Origin of the sequence: Streptococcus sp. IsoGale021 (genome assembly GCF_031142795.1) — a bacterium.
Taxonomy (GTDB): Bacteria; Bacillota; Bacilli; order Lactobacillales; family Streptococcaceae; genus Streptococcus; species Streptococcus hominis.
In genome coordinates, this window is record NZ_JAKZJH010000003.1 from 100,314 (window position 1) to 117,130 (window position 16,817).

The window sequence follows — 16,817 nt, forward strand, 5'->3', positions numbered from 1 at the left end:
CCACTCCTTGCTAATACTCTAGACTTGCAATGTCTTGAGGATGTTCATTCAAAGTGACGGACTGAATCCGTGCATCGTGCATGCGAATCACGCGGTCTGCGATTGGAGTCAATGCACCATTATGAGTTACGATAATGACTGTTGCTCCCTGCTTTCGCGACATATCTTGAAGAATTTGCAGCACTTGCTTACCTGTTTTATAGTCCAGTGCGCCTGTTGGTTCATCACAAAGCAAAATTTTGGGATTTTTCGCCACAGCACGCGCAATAGAAACCCGCTGTTGCTCGCCACCAGACAATTGAGCAGGAAAATTATGCAGCCGATTTCCCAAACCAACTGCTGCTAATGCCTCTGCTGCGTCCTGTGCATCTTGAACAATTTCTGAAGCCAATTCAACATTTTCTAACGCCGTTAGATTGGGAACTAAATTATAAAATTGAAAGACGAAGCCAACGTCATTTCTCCGATAGTCTGTCAGTTGGTGAGCGTTGTAATGCGCTATATTTTGCCCGTCAATCAACACATCTCCCTCATCATTGCTGTCCATTCCGCCAAGAATATTCAGAATCGTCGATTTTCCAGCGCCAGAAGCTCCAAGAATGATGACTAATTCTCCTTTTTCGATGTCAAAAGAAATGTCATTGTTAGCAATGATTTCTGTGTCTCCCATTTGATACCGTTTGTAACTATGCTTCATTTCAATATAAGCCATCGCCTTTTCCTCTTTCAGTTTCCATGTCCAATTAAATAAACAAGCTGTTGATTTGTTCCTATCTTTATTATAAAATAGACTCAACATAAAGGCAATCATCAATCATCAACAGAGTGTTCATTTAAGGAGTATTATGGTACAAAATCGACAAACAGCAACCAAGCAGCATATCAGAGAAGCCCTCATTCAGCTCTTGTTAGAAGAAAAATTTGAAACAATTTCCGTTAGTAAACTCTGTCAACGAGCAGGTATCAACCGTGGAACTTTCTACCTTCATTATCTTGATAAATTCGACCTAATTGAAACACTAAAAGAAGAAATTATTTCCCAATTACGTAAAAATTTTGAAGAAACTACAAACACACATGACTTAATCATTACCAATCTAAGCTATCTCCAACAAAACCATGACCTGATTTATGCTGTTTCTCAAAGTCATTACCTCAATTTCCGTGAAACAATCCGTGAATTTATGCTTAGTATTTTAACGAACAATCAGCACAAAGTTCAAACCGAACACTTTTTAAAAGAAAATTTCCCCATTTCTGAAAAATATGCACTTGAAGTTTTTCTATCTAGCATAGAGGGCATTATCTCACTCTGGATTTCAAGCGGCACTAAAGAAACGCCTGAAGAAATGACGAATATGATTTTACAAACCTTTGATTACGATGCTTGGCGATTGTAAACTAAAAAACTCTATTTCTAATCGGGAAAATTCCTTTTAGAAATAGGGTTTTTGATTTATATCTTTTCTAGCTTAAGCTCAGAAATTGAAAGATTGTAAAGTGAGATGACAGCATACAGACTATGATGTTCTATTGCATATCTTTATAACCAGTCATGTCATCATTGCAACCTATCATCTACTTTTTAGCTTAGTTGTCCTTATCATCTATGCGTGATTTTCTAGCAATATCAGCCAAAATATGGTCTACAAATTCTGCAATTGTTTCTGTATGCGTTTGTTTTTGACCATAACGACGAACATTCACCGTACCGTCTGCTTGTTCCTTGTCCCCTACAATCAATTGGTAAGGAACTTTGTGGGTTTGACTTTGCCGAATCTTGTATTGCATTTTTTCATTACGCTCATCGACATCCACGCGGACACCACGATTGCGCAGTTCTTTCGCCACTTTCCAAGCATAGTCAGCATGTGCTTCATTAGAAATCGGAATGACTGTCACTTGATGAGGAGCAAGCCAAGTTGGGAAAGCACCTTTGTAAGTTTCAATCAAGTAAGCAATAAAGCGCTCCATCGTAGACACGATACCACGGTGAATCATGACTGGACGATGTTCTTCACCGTCTGCTCCGACATAATGAAGGTCGAAACGTTCTGGTAGCAAGAAGTCTAATTGAATAGTGGAAAGAGTTTCTTCATTTCCAAGAGCCGTTTTTACTTGGACATCCAACTTAGGACCGTAGAAAGCAGCTTCGCCTTCTGCCTCAAAGTAGTCCAAACCTAAGTCATCCATTGCTCCTTTTAACATGCGTTGAGCATTTTCCCACATTTCATCATTATCAAAATATTTATGCTTGTCATTCGGGTCACGATAAGACAGACGGAAACGATAATCTGTGATATTGAAGTCTTTGTAAACATCAATCATTAAATCTAGCACATGTTTAAATTCTTCTTGAATTTGCTCTGGCATGACAAATAAGTGAGAATCATTCAGCGTCATTTCACGAACACGTTGGAGTCCTGAGAGCGCACCTGATTTTTCAAAACGGTGCATCATACCAAGTTCTGCAATGCGAATTGGCAGCTCACGATAAGAATGCACATGGTTTTTATAGACCTCAATATGGTGTGGGCAATTCATCGGACGAAGAACAAATTGTTCACCGTCTCCCATATCCATTGGCGGGAACATATCTTCTTGGTAATGTTCCCAGTGACCAGAAGTTTTGTATAAATCCACACTTGCAAGCGGTGGCGTATACACGTGTTGGTAGCCGTCATTGACCTCACGGTCTGTAATATAGCGCTCCACGATACGACGAATAGTCGCACCATCTGGAAGCCAGAATGGAAGACCTTGCCCAACTTCAGGAGAAATCATGAAAAGATCCAACTCTTTACCGAGCTTACGGTGGTCACGTTCCTTCGCTTCTTCACGCATTTGAAGATAGTTTTTCAAATCTTTCTTATCAAACCAAGCTGTACCATAAATCCGTTGCATCATAGCATTATCACTATTTCCACGCCAGTAAGCACCCGCTACATTTAACAAATGGAAAATTTGAATACGCCCAGTTGACGGTACATGAGGTCCACGACAGAGATCCACATATTCTCCTTGACGGTAGATTGTAAGTCCTCCTTCGTCTTCTGAATGCTCCTCAATCAATTCCAACTTGTAAGGATCATTCTTGAAAATTTCTCGTGCCTGATCTTTTGTCACTTCTTCGCGAATTGACGGGAAATTCTCCTTGACAATCTTCTTCATTTCTTCTTCGATACGAGGCAAATCTTCGTTGGAAATCTGACCAGCAGCATTGTCCGTATCATAGTAAAATCCGTCCTGAATAGCTGGACCAACTCCCAAGTGAATGTCTGGGAAAAGACGACGAGCAGCTTGGGCAAAGAGGTGAGCAGCAGAGTGACGCAAGATAGGCAGGGCGTCTTCATGGTCAGGTGTGACAATTTCGATGCTACCATCTTCTGTGATAGGGCGAGTGGTATCTATGAGCTTGCCGTTGAATTTACCAGCCAAGGCTTTCTTTGCCAAGGAATTGCTGATAGATTGGGCAATGTCAAAAGTCGTGCTGCCACTTTCGTATTCACGAACAGCGCCATCTGGGAAAGTAATCTTAATCATAGTTTTCTCCTTTAATATCTATTTTATTTGTATTGGGCAATTTTAAGAGCCGAGCAATCTCTTCAGCGGTCTCCTTTTCCGATCGACTGCCGTCTGTCATAAGGCTAGGGATAGCCTAATTTTTTTGCTTCCTTCCGCACCATTTGGGCAAAAAGAATGTCCCGCTGCATCCAGTTTTCAAAAGCTTGCTCAGGATTGGATGTGTCCTCTAAAACATAGGGAACCCATTCTCTCTGCTGATAATGCTTTGTCTGAAAATCAGCTGTCGGAGTCAAGCATAGATAGGAAACCGCTGGTCCGTCTAGGCTTTTTACCAAGTGAGGCAACAGCCCTGCTCCCTCTACCAAAAGTGGCTTCTCTTGGTGTTCTAGCAAGTAAGACGCTACATAAGGAAAAATCTCCTCATAAAAACGCCATTCTTCATCCGCCATCTCCTCTGGATGTCTCAACCAGATTTGATCCGGCCTTCTGTCTTGTCTCAGAAGGGAAATCGGCTTTGCGTTCGCTCTTGCTTGATCCATCATCTGGTCTGTCAAATCATCTAACTTGATATGAAGCAGCCCATACTGCTGAGTAAGAAGGGAGGCAATTGTTGACTTCCCGCTGCAAGGCGATCCACCAATCATATAGAGCATAACTCTTCCTCCTTCCGACAAAATAAAAAGCGACAATCCTAAAAGGACGTCGCAACGTGGTTCCACCTTCATTCATGTACAACAAAAAAGTTTGTTGACACCTCTGATTGGCTCTAACGTAGCCACCGTTTTATGTTTGCATAAAAACAAATCGAGTAGTCCCAGCTACATCCTCTGCGTGATTCCCAGCTCCACACGCTCTCTGAAAGATTTCCTGTAGGTGATATGTCTCTAAAAAGTATTATAACACGATTGGAAAAATTTGCAAGCCCTATGATTAAAATGTATTGTGTTTTGGAACCATTCGAAACAGCACAGCTCTAAAACTTTGATATTCAAATCCGCTTTATAAAAACAGTTTTGGAATCATTCGAAACAACACAGCAAGTTAAAATAAGGCTTTGTCCGTATCCAACTTGAAAAAGTGGCACCGATTCGGTGCTTTTTTCTTTCTCTTGTTTCAACAAAAAACAGCCTCACGACTGTTTTTACTTTTATCCTACTGAGCCTTCCATACTCATGTTAATGAGTTGGTTGAGCTCCACTGCGTATTCCATTGGAAGTTCTTTGGTGATCGGTTCCATAAAGCCATTGATAATCATGGCAGTTGCTTCTTCTTCGCTAATACCACGGCTCATGAGGTAATAAAGCTGATCCTCTGAAACCTTAGAAACCTTGGCTTCGTGTTCAAGTGCAACATTTGAATTGTGAATTTCATTAAATGGAATCGTATCCGAGCTGGATTCACCATCCATGAGAATCGTGTCGCACTCAATGTGAGACTTTGAACCAGCACTGTTCTTGCCAAAACGGACTTGACCGCGGTAATCTGTCTTACCTCCGTCTTTTGCAACAGACTTAGAAATTAATGTGCTGGAAGTCTTTGGCGCATTGTGGAACACCTTACAACCCGCATCCAAATGCTGACCATAATTAGCAAAGGACATAGAAAGGACCGAAGTTCTTGCATTACGACCATTAAGAATGCTACAAGGATATTTCATATTAACCTTGCTGCCTAGATTTCCGTCAATCCATTCCAGAGTACCGCCTTCTTCAACCGTTCCACGCTCGGTCACCAGATTATAAACATTATCCGACCAGTTTTGAATCGTTGTATAGCGGAAGAAAGCATCCTTTTTAACAATAATTTCTACATTTGCAGCATGAAGACTATTGGTCGTATAAGTCGGCGCTGTGCAGCCCTCAATGTATTGAATAGAGCCACCCTCTTCTACGATAATGAGCGAGCGTTCAAATTGACCAGCATTTTCTCCATTGATACGAAAGTATGTCTGAACCGGCACCTGACATTGAACATTTTTTGGCACATAGATAAAGGTCCCACCCGACCAAACCGCACTGTTTAAAGCGGAAAACTTATGCTCTGCATTAGAAATAACTGTGCCAAAGTACTTTTTGACCAAATCCGGATATTCTTGTACTGCCGTGTCGGTATCGGTAAAGATAATGCCTTGCTTGGCAAATTCTTCTTTCATGTTGTGATAGACTACTTCAGATTCATACTGAGCAACTGCTCCTGACAAAAATTGACGTTCCGCCTCAGGAATACCCAAACGCTCAAAGGTTTTCTTTATTTCATCTGGCACTTCATCCCAACTTCTAGCCCGATCCCCACTTAATTTTTGATAATAGACAATATCATCAAATCGTATGCCGGATAAATCTGGCCCAAAATCAGGCATGGGCAATTTATGGAACAATTCTAAAGAACGCAAGCGATAATCCAACATCCATTGCGGCTCATTTTTAATTTCAGAAATTTCACGAACAACCTCTTCTGTCAAGCCCTTACCAGTAGAAAATAACGGTTTTACATCATCGTGAAATCCAAAAGCATAATCTCGTTCTTTCGTCATCTCATTCCTCCCATTGATACAATTTCTCTTCTCTTATTATACTATTCTATATTAGAAATGTCAGAATATATGCCTAAAATCGAATAAATTAAGCTAAAAAAGGCTAGGAAAATTTCCCAGCCTTCTTACATGATTACCGTACTTTTTCGGCTAATGCTTCAGCGAATTTCTCCAGATTTTCAATATCTTCATCTTCTGCTGATAGATCGACTTTGACATTTTCAGCGCCTTTTTCAGCACCTGTCGCTGCAAAAGCGCGGTCAAAATCATCTACTGCCTTACAAAATTCATCATAAAATGTATCGCCTGATCCAACAACACCGTAAATCTTTCCAGTCAAGTCAAGACTAGCTAAATCTTCATAAAAATCAACAATTTCATCAGGCAACTCGCCGTCACCGTATGTATAAGAAGCAACGATTGCGATATCTGCTTCTAGAAATTCCTCTGCATCAACCGTTGTGCATTCATCAATATCTACTTCTAAACCAAGTTCTTTTAATTTATCAGCTACAATATCTGCGATTTCTTCTGTATTTCCTGTCATACTCGCAAATACAATTTTTGCTAAAGCCATAATTTCCTCCAAAAAATTCTATCAGTTTATTATAACACATTGAACAAATTGTTGCACTTCAAATCTCTTAAAGTTCCCTACTTTTCCCTTTTACTTTTTAAAATAATCATCTTATGATACAATGAATAAAAGGTAGAGCGGAGGTTATCATATGGAAATTTTCAAGCAAATTTTACATAAAATTAAAGAATATGATACAATCATCATCCATCGTCACATGCGACCCGATCCTGATGCATTAGGAAGTCAAGTCGGTTTGAAAAAATTACTTCAAGTCAATTTCCCTGAGAAAAAGATTAAAGTAGCAGGAAAGACTGAACCTACTCTTGCTTGGCTGGCTAAAATGGATGATGTTTCAGATGATGATTACAAGAATGCTTTAGTTATTGTTTGTGATACAGCAAATACTGCTCGGATTGATGACGAACGGTACAACAAAGGAGATTTTCTCATCAAAATCGATCATCATCCAAACGATGACATTTACGGAGACATTTCTTGGGTGGATACTAGCTCTAGCAGTGCTAGTGAGTTAATTGCTCTCTTTGCATTAGAAAATAAACTGAAACTAGATGATTATTCTGCTAAGTTACTTTATGCTGGAATCGTTGGTGATACTGGGCGTTTCCTATATCCTGCCACAACCGCCCGAACTATGGCTATCGCCAGCAAACTTCGCGAATATCCTTTTGACTTTGCTGCTTTAGCGCGGAAAATGGACTCTTTCAGCTATCAAATCGCTAAACTTCAAGGCTATGTTTATGACCATTTAGAAGTCGATGGAAATGGTGCAGCTCGTGTCATTTTAACTCAGGAACTTCTCAAAGCCAATCATTTAACAGATGCTGACACTTCTGCTATCGTTTCAGCTCCAGGGCGTATTGACAGCGTTGAATTATGGGGAATTTTTGTTGAGCAAGAAAATGGCAATTATCGCGTTCGGTTGCGGAGTAAATTTATCCCGATTAATGAAGTAGCTAAAAAACACGACGGAGGCGGTCATCCTCTTGCCAGTGGTGCCAATGCTTACTCCAAAGAAGAAATCGAAGAAGTTTATCAAGAATTGAAAGAATTGGCAAAAAGGAAATAATTTGGTAGAAAAGACTTGTCAAATCCGCTAGAATTTGGTAAACTATCAAAGTAACGAATCTATGGCTCGCAGAGAGACCATGGCAGAAAGGAAATTTTTAAAAATGAGAAAAGATATTCATCCTGAATACCGTTCTGTTGTCTTTATGGATACTTCAACTGGCTACAAATTCCTTAGTGGTTCTACTAAGTATTCTAGCGAAACTATTGAATGGGAAGATGGAAACACTTATCCTTTGATCCGTGTGGAAATTTCATCAGACTCACATCCATTCTACACTGGACGTCAAAAATTCACTCAAGCAGATGGACGTGTGGATCGTTTCAACAAAAAATACGGTCTCAAATAAAGATCATATTTACATTACAAAGAATGTTGATAATAAGCCTTTTCCAATTTTGGGAAAGGTTTTTTTATATAATCAAAAAAACTTGGAATCTACGACAGTATGACTCCCAAGTTTTTACCTTTTTTCACATTCAGTATTTTAATTGTTGAATAACCAATACATGGCTATCTTTTACACCATATAAACTATGAAGTTCATTTGGTTCCATGGTTAAAAAACTTCCGGGAACAAGTTGAATTGTTTGACCAGATGATGTAAAATCAACCTTTCCTTCTAGACAGACAACAGTCACCAAAGCATCAGTCTTGTGTTCAGGAATTATTTTTCCTTCTTCTAAGTGAAGGTGACGGATGATGCGGCTAGTTTCTTCAACAGGTGTTTCCACGACATCAATAGTAGGGTTCATTGTGTAGATTTTCATGTGTATTGTCTCCTTGTGTTCAACTTTAATCCTTATAATCTCCCCCAGAAAAGCCGAAATACTCTTCTAAAGATAGTCCTGAATCCGCAATCTCTTTTGCTTCTTTCCCAACATAACGAAGATGCCATTGCTCTGGCATATATCCAGTTTTGTCTTCTTTACCATTTAGATAGCGCACGACAAATCCATACTCGGCTGCATGTTTCAAAAGCCATTGGCTCGCCTTTTCTCCTGTTACTAGATTTCCGTCTGTGCCAATCAAGTCAAATGCCAAGCCCGTTTGATGTTCACTATAGCCAGGTCGGGCAGAATAACGATCTGCTGCTTCTTTTCCATCTTTATTGACATAATTTTGATAAAGAGTAACCTGCGTTTGGTAACTACGGAAACCGCTATATTGATTACTGATAGGATAGCCTTCGCGCTGCATAGCAGCAATCAACTCCAGCAATTTTGCTTTAGCAGTAGGATTTTCACCAGGATTGTAATCTGAAGATAATGGATAATGTTTATTTGCGATGACAATTTCATCGTATTTTCCTTTTACACTATAGTAAGAACCATTATAATGAACTTTTGCTTTTTTCTTTACTTGCTCAGAGGATGCAACTTTTGCAGACGTTGATTTTCCTTCTTGTTTCGTTTCCACATTCGTTTTCTTTCCCCCACAAGCTGTCAAAAGAAACAAACTCGCTACTAATAAAATCCCAATCCTTTTTTTCATCTGTATCGCCTCATTTATAGAATTTTCTAATTTTCATTATAGGCGTAGATATACTGTATGTCAATTCAAAAAAGCATACATTTGCACACTTTTCATTTTTTCTAGTTAATCATTTAAGACGACCACTTTCCCAAATCCCGCTTGACTTTCGATATAAGAATGGGCTGCTGGGATTTGCTCTAACGAAAAGATTCGTTGAGGAGATAAATTTATTTGGTAAGCATCAATATAGCTCAAAAGTTCATCAATAAGCTGCTGGCTCACATTGCCTGAATAAAAACTCGTCAAAAAACTATTATTTTTTATTTCTACGATTGGATCAAACTCCTCTACATACCATTTGCCACCTAATTGACCAGTGTTACAGATAATTCCTGCACTTTGAATATGGTCAAATGAATCTTTTAGAGTAGCCGGACCGACTAATTCAAGGATTTTATCAAACTTTTCCTCAGTTTGCAAAACTCCTTTTTCATCTAAAATAATCTCATCAAAACCTCGATATTAAAGCAAATCTTTTTTAGCGAGAGAACGAACTGCGCCAACTATACGATTCTGTGGGAATTGCGCCTTTACCAATTTTAAGAAAGCTAATCCAACACCACTTGTCACAGCTCGGACTAAGATTGAGTCTCCTTCTTTTATCTGCAGATTTTTGAAGGAGCCAAAAGCGGTATAATAGGTCTCTGGTACTGCTGCTATCTCAGACCAAGGTAATTGGCTATCTACGGGATAAATCTGCTCATTTGGAAGTAGAGCATATTCAGCATAAGAACCGTCAAAGGCACGTCCCATTTCACTCATGATAGAGACAATTTTTTGTCCAATTTGTAAATCTCTCCTTGTCGTTTCAACCACTTGTCCTACACACTCAATCCCCAAAATTCGAGGAAATTGAACATCGGGAGATAGACCTTTCCGAGTGAAAATTTCTGAATGATTGATCCCAAAACCTTTAATCTTGACTAGAGTCCATCCTGCTTTTACATTCGGGATTTCTCGTTCTTCTAGAACAAATTTTTCTGGAGCAGCAGGATCATAAATCACCATGGCTTTCATTTTTTGATTCATAGAACTTCTCTTTAGCTTGCTAATTCTAGTAGTTTTCGTACAAAGTCATTTGCAGGCTGCATTTTTATTTCCTGTGGCGTGCCATATTGCTGGATTTCTTCCTTATCTAAAACGAGGATTTTCGTGCCTAGTTTCAAGGCTTCTGTTATATCGTGTGTGATAAACACAACTGTAATGCCAGTTTCTTCATGCAGTAATTTTAATTCACGCTGTAACTGATAGCGCGTAATAGCATCCACTGCTCCAAAAGGCTCATCCATTAGCAAAATATCAGGCGTTGCAGCGAGTGCACGGGCAATCCCCACTCGTTGCGCCTGTCCGCCCGAAAGAGCTGCTGGATAGCGATTTTTTAGCTGAATATCTAAACCAAGCATAGCTAACTTTTCATCTACAACTTTCTCTATTTCCGCTTGATTTTTCTTTTGCAAATTCAAGACATAAGCGATATTCTCAGCAACTGTCAAATGCGGAAAAAGCCCATTTCCTTGAATTGAATAACCGATGTTACGCCGCAATTCAATCAAATCTGTTTCTTGAACATCTTGTCCATTGATAAGAATTTGCCCTTGACTCGGTTTGACTAAACCATTTATCATCTTTAACAATGTCGTTTTACCTGAACCAGAAGTTCCTACAATCGTCAGAAAGGCACCGTCTTCAATTTTCAAATCCAATTGTTTAATAATGTCTTGATTTCCATATGATTTACTGACATTTTTATATTCAATCATTTCTTCAAAATTCCTTTCTCTATAAGATAGTCACGAGCGACTTTAGCTGGCTCTTCTTTGTCATTTTCTACTTTATGATTTAGTTCTGCTATTTTACTATCCGTTAAAATACCGTCTAATTTCGCTAATGCTTTTTTCAATTGTGGGTATTTTTTTAGAGTAGCTTCTCGAACAACTGTCCCTGCCTGATAAGAAGGATAGATTTTTTTATCATCTTTCAAAACCACTAGATTGGCACCATAAAGCTGTCCATCTGTGGTAAAAATATCAATCGCATCAACTTTTCCGGATTTAATAGCCTGATATTTCAGTCCGCTATCCATATCCACTTGAGATTTGAACTTCATACCATAGGTAGATTGTAAACGTGCAAAACCGTCTTCACGACCAAAGAAATCATACTCCGCACCAAAAGTTAAATTAGGACTAGCTTTAGCAAGATCGCTAAAGGTTTTAATATTGTATTTTTCTGCTACATCCTTGCGAACGGCTAAGCCATATGTGTTATTAAAGCCAAATGTATTTACCCAAGCAAGTTGATATTTCTTGCGGTATTGACTTTCAAGCGTCTTAAATTGACTTTCATCATACGAGCCTGATTTTTTGAGAATAACTTCCCAGATTGTACCGGTGTATTCGGCATAAATATCAAATTCACCTTTAACCATCGCTGGATGGATATTGGCAGTCCCACCACCGACACCTTTAGTCATTTTGACCTTCAGATTGGTGTATTCTTCAATGACTTGTTTTTGCATTTCTCCTAAGATATAGTTTTCTGTCTGTGGCTTGGTCGCAATCTTGACCGTTCCACCCATTGGATTCATTTGGAAAAATGCGATTGTTCCTGCCGCCAATAGAGCTATGAAGCCTACAATAGACAGCCATTTTTTAGATACTTTTTTATGGTTTAAGATTGATTTTTCGACCAAAGAAAGGAGAAAATCAAAGACCAATGCCAACAAAGCTACTAAAATACTTCCGACCAAGGTCAAGGTTTGATTATTAGTGGTAATCCCACGGTAGATTGCAACCCCCAGACCACCAGCACCAACGAAAGAAGCAATCCCGGCTAGCGCAATGGTCATCGTCACCATATTTCGAAAACCTGCCATCATGACCGGAAAGGCAAGCGGCAATTGCACTTTGGTTAAAATCTGCTTGCGAGTAGAACCCATTCCTTCTGCTGCTTCAACGAGAAGCGGATCAACACCTGTAATCCCTGTATAAGTGCTCCGTACCATGGGTAACAGTGCATACAAGGTTAAAGCTACAATTGCTGTCTTGTTACCAATTCCTGTAATTGAAATCAAAATCCCTAAAAGGGCAATAGAGGGAATTGTATAAAGAATATTCACTATTCCGATAACGACACCAGCCCAGCTTTTTTTGAAACTGATGAAAATTCCAAGCCCAACTCCCAAAATTAAAGCAAGCAAGATAGACAAGCCCGATATCCAGATATGATCCCACACCAGACTAAATAGAAACTGCCATTGATTGGTAACTAATTTGATTAACTCGTTCATGCTTCATCCTTTCTTGGCTTGGTTAAATTTGCCACGATACGCTCCAAATAAGTCTCAAATTCATCAATTTCTAAGTCAGAAAATCCGCTGTAAAAGATTTCAATTATTTCCTTAGAAATCGCATTATACTCATCTTGCAAACCTTTGGCATAGCCCGTCAAACAAATCATCTTTTTTCGCTTATCTTTTTCATGATAGCACCGCTCCACAAGGTTCATGCTAATCATTCGGTCAATCATTTTCGTAAGAGTATTCAACGTCAAGCCAGTCTGCTCCGATAATTCGGTTTGAGTCTGATAATCTTTTTGCCAAAGCGCATGTAAAATGCGTCCTTGCTCTCCATTAAAGGCTTGAATTCCTCGTTCTAACAAAATGTGATTCATCAGTCGATTGGACAAACGATGAATTTTCCCGATGTAAAACCCACCATTGATTACTTTTTTACTCATTTTTCTTCTTTCTAAAATATACGATATAGAAGTTTGTGCTTATTCTATTATATAGAACATTTTTTGTCAAAGATTTTGTTTAAAAAAAGAAGCTGGGGCAAAAGTGCCTAGCTTCTATTATTTATGCGTTATGCTTGCAAAGCGCAGCGGTTTGGAGAAATTCATTAGGCGCTTCCGTACTAATGAACCACTGTGGAGCAACAAAATCAAAAACTTTTAAATGATTAACTTTTGTTCCACACTATGAAATAATCTTTTGTACCCGTTCCCTTAAATCAGAAATTACGGTTTCTGCAAACCAAGGATTCTTAGCCATCCAAATTTGATTTCGTGGTGAGGGGTGGACAAGCGGGAAAAATTCTGGCAAGTAGTCTTGATAATGTTTTACCGTATCAGTTAGTTTTACAGTTCCTTTTTGATGAAGATAATATTTCTGAGCATATTGACCAATAAGAATCGTCAATTCAAGATCTGGCAGCAATTCTAAAATCGGCTGATGCCATTTTTCAGCAAAGCCCTTGCGAGGCGGTAAATCGCCTGATTTTCCATGACCTGGGAAATAAAAGTCCATTGGAATCGCAGCAAAATAACCTGAATGATAAAAAGTATCATAATCAACCCCCATCCATTCACGTAAGCGATCTCCGCTCTTATCATTCCAGTACAAGCGTGTTTCCTGCGCTTTGATGCCCGGCGCTTGACCGACAATGTTAATACGTGCCGTTTTAGGCGCTGCAAAAAGTGGCTCAATTCCTCGCTCGGTATATGCTTGATTTTGTGAATCAGCCATAATAGCTTTCTTAATATCTTCTAGCGTTTCCATTTCTTGCCTCTATTTTTGATAATTTTTCATCATGTAGCTTTTCAAATCAGTTGCTTGCCGTCCTGTGATTGTCCGAAAATCATCTGTCACAATGTCCAAACAGCCTCGGCTTCCAGCTTGGTAAAGAGAAGCCAGCACAACACCGAAACCTTTTGGTTGGTCATAAAGGACAGCAAATTCCTCAACTGTCACCGGCTGATAGCTAATCTCGTGACCAGAAACCTCGGACAAAAGATTAGCCAGCTCCAACATTGTGTAATTGCGTTCTTGAGTCAAAACATACGTCTTTCCCTGTAGGACAGGCGACATAGCCAGTTTGACAATAGCTTCTGCACTATCTTCTCGCGAAATAAAGCTCATTTTGGCATTTTCCATTGGATAGATGACCGCCTTGCGCTCTATTAACTCAGGTAAATAGGGTACCAATGGATCAGCATACATAGCATTTTTGATAATGCTGTAAGAAAATCCAGCTGATGCTAGACGAGTATTGGCATAAGCAAAGAAAGCCGCCATGTGAAAAGGGCTATTAACTTGATCGGCGAAAAATCCAACAAAGATAAAGTGCTTAACTCCAGCTCTTTCTGCCGCAATAACTGAATTTTCAAACTCGGGTACACGCACAATACTTGGATGAGAAATACTTGGAATGTAAATCAAAACATCCGTTCCACGCCAAGCCTCGACCATAGAATCCACATCTAAATAATCAGCTTCTCTGACATCAATCCCTGCTGCTGCATACTGGCTCGCTTTTTGGGGACTCCGAACAGATAGCCGAATGTCATTAGAATTTAAATATTTTTGTGCTTCAGCAACGACCTTTTGCCCCAATTGACCTGTCGCACTTGTAATTGTATAAATCATAATGGTCCTCTTTCTTTGAAAGAAACTCAACTATTTCTAGCTGAGTTTACGTCCTTTATTTAATCAATTCATAGATTGCCTCAGCATAAATAGCTGCTGCACGGAAAAGATCTTCTACATCTATAAATTCATTTGCTTGGTGCATGGTATCTGTATAGCCTGGGAACATGGCACCATAAGCAACACCGCGTTTCAAGAGACGACCAAACGTTCCTCCACCAATGATTTGCTCATAACCTTTCAGACCTGTTTGTTTTTCATACACGTCCAAAAGCGTTGTCACAAGCGGATCTTCCATTGGAACATAGTGGGGAACATGCTCGTGCTCGGACAATGTCACTGTCTCCACAGGTAAGTTTTCCAATTTAGATTTGATCATTTCTGGATTGGTTCCTTGTGGATAGCGGAAATTAAGGGCAATGGTGTTGTCATCACTTGCCTCATCAAAGCGGAAGACTCCTGCATTCATAGAAAGAGCACCCATTTTTTCATCTATATAATCCACTTTTAAAGCTTTTCCTGCGTGGTCTTCTAAAAGAATGTTCCCAGCCACTTCAAGATAATCCTTAGCAGAACCTGCAAAGTCAAACTGGGTCAAGAATTTCGCCAAATAAGTCGCGCCATTGACACCAGATTGTGGAGAAGCTCCGTGGGCGGATTTCCCAACAATCGTAACTGTTATTTGTCCACTCGGTAATTCTTGGTATTCAAATCGAAGTTCGTGTTCCTTTGCAAATTCGTCCAATTTATCTACAAGATTTGGCACATTTCCTGATACCACTGCTGTTGCAGATTCAGGAACCATATTTTCACGAAGTCCGCCAGTAAAGCTATGCAAGCGCGCAGCTCCGCTATTTTCCCCTGCAAAATGAAGATATTCAGTGATATTTCCTTTTTCACCATTGATAATTGGAAATTCTGCGTCTGGTGAAAAGCCAAAATCGGGCTCTGGCAGGCCAACATGCTTGAAATAATAGTCCATATCAGCCCAGCCGGATTCTTCATCTGTACCAACTACAAAACGAACCTTCTTAGATGTCGGTAAGCCCAATTCTTTGATAATTTTTAAGCCGTAATAGCAAGCCATCGTCGGTCCTTTATCATCGCTCGCACCACGCGCAAATAATTTACCATCCTTGATAGTTGGTGTATACGGATCCGTATCCCAGCCGCTTCCAGCCGGCACAACATCCATATGCGCAAAAATTCCAAGCACTTCGTTTCCTTCGCCATATTCAAAATGCCCTGCATAATTGTCCACATTCTTTGTTGGATAGCCATCACGCGCAGCTAGTTCTAAGAATTTTTCCAAAGCCTTAACAGGTCCAGGCCCAAAAGGATGTTTTTTATCTGCTTTCATGTCATCTCGCTCGGAGTTAATTTCCAAAAGGCTAAACAAGTCAGCCAATAGAGCGTCGCGACGTTTCTCAACTTCTGCTTTAAAATCAATCGTCATAAAATCAGATTCCTTTCTATCAACGTTTTTCAATAATCTCGTCCACTGGCAAACGATAGCTTGGCTCCAGTTTGTCATCTGTATAACCAACGATAATTAAAAGTTCTGGACGGAAGCGTTCGTCAATATCTAGCACTTGATTAGCTTTTGACTTATCAAATCCAAGGATAATATTGGAACCAATTCCTTGGTCAGTCAAAGCCAAAATAAGATTCATTGCCACCAAACCAGCATTTAAAGCCAAATAATCGCTTTTTTGCTGCTCAGAATAATGACTATACTCAACCGGTAAATTTTGCATATAATATTGCAACAATTCGTCGGACATATTATTGACCCCAGCTACACGAGCAATTTTCCGAGCTCGTTTAACTAAGTCTGTATCTGTAAAAAGAGCAATCGTCACAGGTGCTTCTGTGATTTGGTCTTTGTTTGCACCGAAAGCAATCTCAGCCAATTCTGCATTTTTCTCACGCACAACTACAAATTTCCAAGGCTGGCTATTGTGAGCACTTGGCGCTAAAGTTGCAATTTCAATCGCCGTCCGCACATCTTTCGGATCAACTGCTTTATCATTGAAATGCTTCGTTGCATGACGCTTTTTATTTAATTCAAGAAATTTCATAGGGACTTTCCTTTTCTTATTATACTAATTTTATTTTACCATAAATT

General features: G+C 39.5%; 16 protein-coding genes and 2 pseudogenes. 3 read left to right on the top strand and 15 right to left on the bottom strand.

Annotated elements, in window-relative coordinates; all coding sequences use genetic code 11:
• Window positions 1-10: 10 nt before the first annotated feature.
• Window positions 11-712 (bottom strand): ABC transporter ATP-binding protein, encoded by a 702-nt coding sequence (locus tag RG565_RS03440; RefSeq protein WP_247936979.1) that lies wholly within the window; start codon window positions 710-712, stop codon window positions 11-13.
• A gap of 133 nt (window positions 713-845) precedes the next feature.
• On the opposite strand from RG565_RS03440, the gene RG565_RS03445 reads away from it, so the two are divergent.
• Complete coding sequence (locus tag RG565_RS03445) at window positions 846-1,400, top strand: TetR/AcrR family transcriptional regulator (protein ID WP_247936978.1); 555 nt, start codon at window positions 846-848, stop codon at window positions 1,398-1,400.
• A 190-nt stretch (window positions 1,401-1,590) separates the two neighbouring features.
• Here RG565_RS03445 and thrS read toward each other — a convergent pair whose 3' ends face one another.
• From thrS to RG565_RS03470, 4 genes and pseudogenes are all read right to left on the bottom strand, one after another.
• Window positions 1,591-3,543: a threonine--tRNA ligase gene (gene thrS / locus RG565_RS03450; protein ID WP_247936977.1), complete on the bottom strand. Its 1,953-nt coding sequence runs from the start codon at window positions 3,541-3,543 to the stop codon at window positions 1,591-1,593.
• A pseudogene (locus RG565_RS03455) lies at window positions 3,536-4,178 on the bottom strand (AAA family ATPase). Before RG565_RS03455 ends, thrS begins: the two are co-directional and overlap by 8 nt.
• 494 nt (window positions 4,179-4,672) lie before the next feature.
• Complete coding sequence (gene sufB / locus RG565_RS03465; protein WP_247936976.1) at window positions 4,673-6,058, bottom strand: Fe-S cluster assembly protein SufB; 1,386 nt, start codon at window positions 6,056-6,058, stop codon at window positions 4,673-4,675.
• Between the two features lie 133 nt (window positions 6,059-6,191).
• Complete coding sequence (locus tag RG565_RS03470) at window positions 6,192-6,635, bottom strand: flavodoxin (protein WP_003030007.1); 444 nt, start codon at window positions 6,633-6,635, stop codon at window positions 6,192-6,194.
• Window positions 6,636-6,786: 151 nt separating this feature from the next.
• Between RG565_RS03470 and RG565_RS03475 the strand changes: the two genes are divergently transcribed.
• The gene (locus RG565_RS03475; protein WP_247936975.1) at window positions 6,787-7,725 is read left to right on the top strand and encodes a bifunctional oligoribonuclease/PAP phosphatase NrnA; all 939 of its coding nucleotides are present in this window, start codon (window positions 6,787-6,789) and stop codon (window positions 7,723-7,725) included.
• Window positions 7,726-7,828: 103 nt separating this feature from the next.
• Window positions 7,829-8,074: a type B 50S ribosomal protein L31 gene (locus RG565_RS03480; protein ID WP_282187045.1), complete on the top strand. Its 246-nt coding sequence runs from the start codon at window positions 7,829-7,831 to the stop codon at window positions 8,072-8,074.
• A gap of 130 nt (window positions 8,075-8,204) precedes the next feature.
• Here RG565_RS03480 and RG565_RS03485 read toward each other — a convergent pair whose 3' ends face one another.
• The 10 genes and pseudogenes from RG565_RS03485 to RG565_RS03530 all read right to left on the bottom strand — a co-directional run bounded on the left by RG565_RS03485 (window position 8,205) and on the right by RG565_RS03530 (window position 16,770).
• Window positions 8,205-8,495, bottom strand: coding sequence for an AraC family ligand binding domain-containing protein (locus RG565_RS03485; protein WP_247905788.1), 291 nt, complete (start codon window positions 8,493-8,495; stop codon window positions 8,205-8,207).
• 25 nt (window positions 8,496-8,520) lie between these two features.
• On the bottom strand, window positions 8,521-9,219 hold the full coding sequence (gene ldcB, locus RG565_RS03490; protein ID WP_247905789.1) for an LD-carboxypeptidase LdcB/DacB: 699 nt from the start codon (window positions 9,217-9,219) through the stop codon (window positions 8,521-8,523).
• A 105-nt stretch (window positions 9,220-9,324) separates the two neighbouring features.
• A pseudogene (locus RG565_RS03495) lies at window positions 9,325-10,290 on the bottom strand (zinc-binding dehydrogenase).
• An 11-nt stretch (window positions 10,291-10,301) separates the two neighbouring features.
• Window positions 10,302-11,021 (bottom strand): ABC transporter ATP-binding protein, encoded by a 720-nt coding sequence (locus RG565_RS03500; protein ID WP_247936973.1) that lies wholly within the window; start codon window positions 11,019-11,021, stop codon window positions 10,302-10,304.
• Window positions 11,018-12,550 (bottom strand): glycine betaine ABC transporter substrate-binding protein, encoded by a 1,533-nt coding sequence (locus tag RG565_RS03505; RefSeq protein WP_247936972.1) that lies wholly within the window; start codon window positions 12,548-12,550, stop codon window positions 11,018-11,020. Before RG565_RS03505 ends, RG565_RS03500 begins: the two co-directional genes overlap by 4 nt.
• On the bottom strand, window positions 12,547-12,999 hold the full coding sequence (locus tag RG565_RS03510) for a MarR family transcriptional regulator (protein WP_106082636.1): 453 nt from the start codon (window positions 12,997-12,999) through the stop codon (window positions 12,547-12,549). The genes RG565_RS03505 and RG565_RS03510 overlap by 4 nt, the downstream gene beginning before the upstream one ends.
• A gap of 241 nt (window positions 13,000-13,240) precedes the next feature.
• On the bottom strand, window positions 13,241-13,822 hold the full coding sequence (locus tag RG565_RS03515; RefSeq protein ID WP_247936971.1) for a uracil-DNA glycosylase family protein: 582 nt from the start codon (window positions 13,820-13,822) through the stop codon (window positions 13,241-13,243).
• A gap of 9 nt (window positions 13,823-13,831) precedes the next feature.
• Complete coding sequence (locus RG565_RS03520) at window positions 13,832-14,689, bottom strand: SDR family oxidoreductase (RefSeq protein WP_070671034.1); 858 nt, start codon at window positions 14,687-14,689, stop codon at window positions 13,832-13,834.
• Between the two features lie 55 nt (window positions 14,690-14,744).
• The gene (gene pepV / locus RG565_RS03525; RefSeq protein WP_247936969.1) at window positions 14,745-16,145 is read right to left on the bottom strand and encodes a dipeptidase PepV; all 1,401 of its coding nucleotides are present in this window, start codon (window positions 16,143-16,145) and stop codon (window positions 14,745-14,747) included.
• 19 nt (window positions 16,146-16,164) lie between these two features.
• Window positions 16,165-16,770, bottom strand: a complete 606-nt coding sequence (locus RG565_RS03530) for a nitroreductase family protein (protein ID WP_247936968.1) — start codon at window positions 16,768-16,770, stop codon at window positions 16,165-16,167.
• Window positions 16,771-16,817 lie beyond the last annotated feature (47 nt).

Excerpts from the sequence above, each read along its gene's own strand:
- RG565_RS03440 (WP_247936979.1), bottom strand. The coding sequence starts at position 712 with ATGGCTTATATTGAAATGAAGCATAGTTACAAACGGTATCAAATGGGA.
- RG565_RS03445 (WP_247936978.1), top strand. The coding sequence starts at position 846 with ATGGTACAAAATCGACAAACAGCAACCAAGCAGCATATCAGAGAAGCC.
- thrS (WP_247936977.1), bottom strand. The coding sequence starts at position 3,543 with ATGATTAAGATTACTTTCCCAGATGGCGCTGTTCGTGAATACGAAAGT.
- sufB (WP_247936976.1), bottom strand. The coding sequence starts at position 6,058 with ATGACGAAAGAACGAGATTATGCTTTTGGATTTCACGATGATGTAAAA.
- RG565_RS03470 (WP_003030007.1), bottom strand. The coding sequence starts at position 6,635 with ATGGCTTTAGCAAAAATTGTATTTGCGAGTATGACAGGAAATACAGAA.
- RG565_RS03475 (WP_247936975.1), top strand. The coding sequence starts at position 6,787 with ATGGAAATTTTCAAGCAAATTTTACATAAAATTAAAGAATATGATACA.
- RG565_RS03480 (WP_282187045.1), top strand. The coding sequence starts at position 7,829 with ATGAGAAAAGATATTCATCCTGAATACCGTTCTGTTGTCTTTATGGAT.
- RG565_RS03485 (WP_247905788.1), bottom strand. The coding sequence starts at position 8,495 with ATGAAAATCTACACAATGAACCCTACTATTGATGTCGTGGAAACACCT.
- ldcB (WP_247905789.1), bottom strand. The coding sequence starts at position 9,219 with ATGAAAAAAAGGATTGGGATTTTATTAGTAGCGAGTTTGTTTCTTTTG.
- RG565_RS03500 (WP_247936973.1), bottom strand. The coding sequence starts at position 11,021 with ATGATTGAATATAAAAATGTCAGTAAATCATATGGAAATCAAGACATT.
- RG565_RS03505 (WP_247936972.1), bottom strand. The coding sequence starts at position 12,550 with ATGAACGAGTTAATCAAATTAGTTACCAATCAATGGCAGTTTCTATTT.
- RG565_RS03510 (WP_106082636.1), bottom strand. The coding sequence starts at position 12,999 with ATGAGTAAAAAAGTAATCAATGGTGGGTTTTACATCGGGAAAATTCAT.
- RG565_RS03515 (WP_247936971.1), bottom strand. The coding sequence starts at position 13,822 with ATGGAAACGCTAGAAGATATTAAGAAAGCTATTATGGCTGATTCACAA.
- RG565_RS03520 (WP_070671034.1), bottom strand. The coding sequence starts at position 14,689 with ATGATTTATACAATTACAAGTGCGACAGGTCAATTGGGGCAAAAGGTC.
- pepV (WP_247936969.1), bottom strand. The coding sequence starts at position 16,145 with ATGACGATTGATTTTAAAGCAGAAGTTGAGAAACGTCGCGACGCTCTA.
- RG565_RS03530 (WP_247936968.1), bottom strand. The coding sequence starts at position 16,770 with ATGAAATTTCTTGAATTAAATAAAAAGCGTCATGCAACGAAGCATTTC.